This is a genomic window from Streptomyces beijiangensis, from assembly GCF_017315755.1.
In the GTDB taxonomy this organism is placed as follows: Bacteria; Actinomycetota; Actinomycetes; order Streptomycetales; family Streptomycetaceae; genus Streptomyces; species Streptomyces beijiangensis.
This window is the reverse complement of sequence record NZ_JAFLRJ010000326.1, coordinates 1-5,452: the sequence shown is the minus strand read 5'-3', so window position 1 is coordinate 5,452 and position 5,452 is coordinate 1. Positions and strand designations below refer to the sequence as shown.

General features: G+C 68.9%; 6 protein-coding genes. 4 read left to right on the top strand and 2 right to left on the bottom strand.

Annotated features, from left to right (window positions below):
• Together J0695_RS28930 and J0695_RS28920 are read left to right on the top strand one after the other, a co-directional pair.
• Positions 1-906: M56 family metallopeptidase (locus J0695_RS28930; RefSeq protein WP_206966905.1), on the top strand; the 906-nt coding region annotated here is incomplete at its 5' end.
• Positions 907-1,459: 553 nt separating this feature from the next.
• Positions 1,460-1,888 carry a Rossmann-fold NAD(P)-binding domain-containing protein gene (locus J0695_RS28920; protein WP_242553331.1) on the top strand — a complete coding sequence of 143 codons (429 nt, stop codon included), beginning with the start codon at positions 1,460-1,462 and terminating at the stop codon, positions 1,886-1,888.
• Between the two features lie 138 nt (positions 1,889-2,026).
• Here J0695_RS28920 and J0695_RS28915 read toward each other — a convergent pair whose 3' ends face one another.
• Entirely contained in the window at positions 2,027-2,398 is a 372-nt protein-coding gene (locus J0695_RS28915; protein WP_206966903.1) for a winged helix-turn-helix transcriptional regulator, read from the bottom strand.
• 92 nt (positions 2,399-2,490) lie between these two features.
• On the opposite strand from J0695_RS28915, the gene J0695_RS28910 reads away from it, so the two are divergent.
• Together J0695_RS28910 and J0695_RS28905 are read left to right on the top strand one after the other, a co-directional pair.
• Positions 2,491-3,330 carry an SDR family oxidoreductase gene (locus tag J0695_RS28910; protein ID WP_206966901.1) on the top strand — a complete coding sequence of 280 codons (840 nt, stop codon included), beginning with the start codon at positions 2,491-2,493 and terminating at the stop codon, positions 3,328-3,330.
• A 398-nt stretch (positions 3,331-3,728) separates the two neighbouring features.
• Entirely contained in the window at positions 3,729-4,751 is a 1,023-nt protein-coding gene (locus J0695_RS28905; protein ID WP_206966899.1) for a DNA-directed RNA polymerase subunit alpha, read from the top strand.
• Between the two features lie 530 nt (positions 4,752-5,281).
• On the opposite strand, the gene J0695_RS28900 is transcribed toward J0695_RS28905, so the two are convergent.
• On the bottom strand, positions 5,282-5,452 hold a 171-nt coding region (locus tag J0695_RS28900; RefSeq protein WP_206966907.1), incomplete at its 5' end, for a proprotein convertase P-domain-containing protein.

Below are 5,452 nucleotides of genomic sequence, written 5' to 3'. Positions count from 1 at the left end.
CGTACCGCCGCCTGGTCCCTGACCTGCGCCGCCGTGGTCGCCGCCGGCGCCTGGGTGACGGTCCTCACGATGCTCGCCCTGACTCTGATCGGGCAGATCCCGCTGATCGCCGCCGAGGCGGAGTGGTCACCGAGCGCGCTGGCGCGGGCCACACCGGTCGACCGGCCGGTCGCCGCCGCCTGTGCCGGTGCGGTGCTGGCCTGCGCGATCACCCTCACCGCTGTCTCCTGGCGGAATATTCGCGTACTCCTGGACGCCTGGCGCGAGTGCCGCTCCCTGCCGGCCGCCGGGGACCTGGCCGTCGTGGACGACCCGGTGCCCACCGCCTTCGCCCTGCCGGGCGCCCCGGGCCGGGTGGTGGTCTCCTCCGGGATGCTCCAGGCACTCGATGCCGACGAGCGCCGCGCCCTGCTCGCCCACGAGCGTGCGCATCTGCGCCACCGCCACCACCTGTTCCTGCTGACCCTCCAGCTGGCGGCGGCCGTGAACCCGCTGCTCCGCCCCCTGACGCGCACCGGGACGTTCGTCATGGAGCGCTGGGCGGACGAGTCGGCCGCCACCGCGGTCGGCAGCCGTAAGCTCGTCGCGCAGGCGGTGGCCCGCGCCGCCCTCGCCGCCAAACGAGCCCCGCGCACGACCGCCCTGGCGGCGGTCGGCGGCCCCGTCCCGCAACGCGTACAGGCCCTGCTCACGCCACCGGCCCCGCTGCGGCGAGGAGTGGTCACCGCCCTCGCCGCACTCATGGCGGTCTGTTGCATCGCGCTCGCGCACGCCGGCCGGGACATCGACCACATCTTCGACACGGCCTCACCGGAACACGGCTGCCGGGTCACGGCGCCACAGCAGGAGCACCGTTCACACTCGCCGCACCCGTGTCACCGGGAGTCGGCGCAGCGTCTTTCCTGAGGGTGTCCGGTTCGGGGTGAGGGTGGAGCCGGGGCCTGCATGGGGGCCAGTAGGACCCCGCGACGTGCGGCCACCCACAGAGCGGCCCCGGTCGAACCGCTGCGCTTACTGCTGGTGCCACCTCTCGTACTGGACGGAGGCATCGCAGGGGATCGTCCTCACGAGCGTGCTGTTGCCCACGCCGGGTGTCGACGGGCAGTACCCACTCGACACGTTCTGCCACACGTCGTACCAGCCTGCGGGCGGTGTGGTGGGGTTGTCCGCGGAGTAGACGCGCCACTGCTGGGCGGTTGAGCCCGCGTTGCAGTACGCCACAGTGGCTTGAGTTCAGATGTTGATCCGGCTGAACCCTGTGGCCTGTGCGGGTGCACTGGCCACCGAGATGGCCAGCATGGCCAATACCGCGGTGAGGAGCGCGAACAGCTTGCGTCGTGTGGTCATGGGCCTTCTCCGGGTTTCGCGCGAAGAAACTGGGCAGAGCCCGAACGACACCGGGTTTGTGTGGAGTTGCGGATGCGGTCTTCGGTCGTACGGCTTTCCCCCCATCCCCATCATGCACAGCACGACCGATAGTGCCGGATTCCTCCCCACGCTGATCGCGTTCGCGAAGGTGAAGGGCGTCGTCGGCTACCCCGGAGACGGTGCGAACCTGTGGCACGCCGTGCACATCCGTGATGTCGCCACCCTGTTCCGCCTGGCGCTGGAGAAGGGTCCGGCCGGCAAATATCGGCACGCGATTGAGGACGGGGGCATCCTGTTCCGCGAGATCGCCGAGGCCATCGGCAGCCGTCTGGGCCTGCCCGCCGTGAGCATTCCCGCGGACGTACTGACGCTGCCGGGATACTTCGGGTTCCTCGCGAATCTGGTCACGCTGGACCTCCCGGCGTCCAACCTCATCACCCGCCGGACCCTCGGCTGGGAACCCGCTCAGCCCAGCCTGCTCGCCGATTTGGGCAACGGCCATTACTTCTCCGCCGGCTGACGGCAGGGACCCGAGTCCGAGCAGGCCCTCGACAACCTCGCGGGTTGCTGCCGGCGCATCAACGTCGGTCACCAGGTCACCAGGTCACCAGGTCACCAGGTCACGCCGGATTCGCCTTCGAGGCCGGCCAGTACCGCACTATCCCGGGCTGCGCGGCGATAGCCGCTGTGTGATCCGGTCGAACAAGTCCGTCACCGGCTCACCGACGTCCTGGCCGAACTCGGTCAGCCCGTAGGTGACCTGGGGCGGCGTCGTCGGCTCGACCTCCCGCCAGACCAGGCCGTCCTGGACCAGCGCGCGCAGGGTCTGAGCGAGCATCTTCTCGCTGATGCCCTGGATGCTGTCGCGCAGCTCGTAGAACCGAAGGTCGTTGCTCCGCAAGGAGATCAGCACCCAGATACCCCACCTGCTGGTCACGTGGTCGACCACGTTGCGCGCGGGGCAGTCGGTGTGAAACACGTCATACCGATGGCCCGCCTCGGCATGCGTCAGCTGCGAGCCTTCCTTCATGTCGGGAGCTTACCTCGGGGTATGTCCTTACGGAAAGTAAGCCCTGCTCCTAGCGTCAATTGCCGCAGTGCACAACGAACTAGGAGCTGAACATGATCGTAGTGACCGGGGCTACCGGGAACGTGGGCCGGCCTTTGACACAGGCCCTGGCCGAAGCCGGCGAGCAGGTGACGGCGGTGTCGCGGCACGCGGTGGCGGTGCCGGACGGAGTGCGTCATGTGGCAGCCGACTTGACCGATCCGACTGGCCTCACGCCCGCGTTGGACGGGGCGAAGGCGCTGTTCCTCCTGCTGTCCGGCGACCTGCACACCCCCGAAGCCAGGCCGGCCGACATCATCGGCCTCGCCGCGGCCAGTGGGGTCCGCCGGGTCGTCCTGCTGTCTTCGCAGGGCGTGGCGACCAGGCCGCTCGGCCCGTCGCGGGTCGCGATGCGCGTGGTGGAGGACGCGTTGCGGGAGTCCGGCCTGGACTGGGCCGTCCTGCGACCGGGCGGCTTCGCCTCCAACGCCATGGCATGGGCGGAGTCCGTCCGCACGCAAGGGACGGTTGCCGCGCCCTTCGGCGACGTGGGGGTGCCGGTCATCGACCCGGCGGACATCGCCGAGGTCGCGGCGGCGTGCCTGCTGGACGACCGACACACCGGGGGGGTGTACGAGCTGACCGGGCCTGAGGTGATCACGCCGCGCCAGCAGGCGGAGGCGATCGCCGCCGCGCTCGGCTCGTCTGTACGGTTCCACGAACTCACCCGCGAGGAGGCCAAGGCCACGATGACCCGGTTCGTGCCGGCCGAACTCGCCGACGACACACTGGACATCATCTCCGCCCCGATCCCGGCCGAACTGCGGATCAGCCCGGACGTGGAGCGAGTCCTCGGCCGCGCCCCGCGTCCCTTCGACGACTGGGTCGCCCGCAACATCGCCGCTTTCCGCTGAGGCGCAACTCAACTGAGGCACCCGGGCACCCTCGTGCGGCTGCGGCCGCATGAGGGTGCCCGCCTCAGTAGTGCCGCCGCCGTCGTCGGCGCGCGAGACGCCGGGCCGCGCAGGCCCTGCCCGTCCGGATCCGGCGGTTCCTGCAGCCGGGCCAGGACCGCCCGGCACGAGGGTCCAGTGCGAGCGGTCAACCTTGGACGAGACCACTCAACCGTCAGTTCGACAGGACCCCTGGCCTCGTCAGCACCGTTGCGTCGATGCTATGGCCACCGGTCGAGGCGGTTGAGCCGGCATCTGGGCAGCGTGGGGCGGTGCGGCCTCGTGCAGGTCGTATTGCCGATACTGTGCGGTTTCTACGGCGTCAGATAGAGGGCGCCGAAATCTGGAGGCACCACCCCATGCTGATTGCTCAGCGTCCCTCATTGACCGAAGAGGTCGTCGACGAGTTCCGTTCCCGGTTCGTGATCGAACCGCTGGAGCCGGGCTTCGGTTACACCATCGGCAACTCCCTGCGTCGGACGCTCCTGTCCTCGATCCCGGGTGCGGCGGTCACGTCCATCCGTGTCGACGGTGTCCTGCACGAGTTCACCACCGTGCCGGGCGTGAAGGAAGACGTCACCGACCTGATCCTCAACATCAAGCAGTTGGACCTCTCTTCGGAGCACGACGAGCCGGTCGTGATGTACCTGCGCAAGCAGGGTCCCGGCACGGTCACGGCCGCGGACATCGCGGCGCCGGCCGATGTCGGGGTGCACAACCCCGACCTGGTTCTTGCCACGCTGAACAGCAAGGGCAAGCTGGAGATGGAGCTGACCGTCGAGCGCGGTCGCGGCTATGTCTCCGCCGTCCAGAACAAGCAGGTCGGCCAGGAGATCGGCCGTATCCCGGTCGATTCGATCTACAGCCCGGTGCTGAAGGTCACGTACAAGGTCGAGGCGACCCGTGTCGAGCAGCGCACCGACTTCGACAAGCTGATTGTCGACGTCGAGACCAAGCAGGCCATGCGTCCGCGTGACGCCATGGCATCGGCCGGCAAGACCCTGGTCGAGCTGTTCGGTCTGGCGCGCGAGCTCAACTTCGACGCCGAGGGCATCGACATGGGCCCGTCGCCGACGGACACCGCGCTCGCCGCCGATCTGGCGCTGCCGATCGAGGAGCTGGAGCTCACCGTTCGGTCGTACAACTGCCTCAAGCGCGAGGGTGTCCATACGGTCGGGGAGCTCCTCGCCCGCTCCGAGGCGGACCTGCTCGACATTCGCAACTTCGGTGCGAAGTCGATCGACGAGGTCAAGGAGAAGCTGGCCGGCATGGGCATGGGCCTCAAGGACAGCCCGCCCGGATTCGAGCCCGTCGCCGCCGCGGACGCCTTCGACGGCGGCCACGACACGGACGCCGGGTTCATCGAGACCGAGCAGTACTGATCGCTGGGCCGGGCCGTGCGGGCCCTGTGGCCCAGCACATGACGATTCCGCGCACGGCCCGGAAGGAAGTCGGAGGACCAAGGCGGAACTGAAGCCTTGGAACGTCGCGGAGGCCCATGCATTCGTGCAGGGAATCAGAGTGGACAGGCTCTACGCCCCGCTCCTGTTATCCCTCATGGGCCTCCGCCCGGCAGTGGTCCGCGGACTACTGCCGGTACCCGGAAGATCTCCGTGGCGCCGAACAGCTTCCTGTGGAAGCCGAGCAGAACGTCCTGGTCGGCAGTCACGATCCCCGGCTGATGGTGGAGCTTCACGCTGGGCGATGTGGCCGTTCGGGCCCGTCTCCCGCAGCTCTCGGGTAACACGCGGCACCCCGTACGCCAGCCTTCGCTTCCGCGTGAATGGCCCGGATCCGCTCCGTCAGCGCCTCCTCGGCGCGTGCCCGCTCCTCCACCGCGAACGCAACACCGTCGAACGCGGCATCGAACTCCGCGCGGCACACGGTGTCCCCCGTGTGCCGCGCAGCCACGTCAGAAGGTGAGTTTCCAGCTGTCGATGTACCCGGTGTCCTGCGCGGCGATGTCCTGGACCCGCAGTTTCCACGTTCCGTTCGCGGCCTCACTCGACGCGTTCACCGTGTACGTGGCGATCACGTTGTCCGCGGAGTCGCCGGAACTGGAGTTCTTCAGCCGGTACGCGGA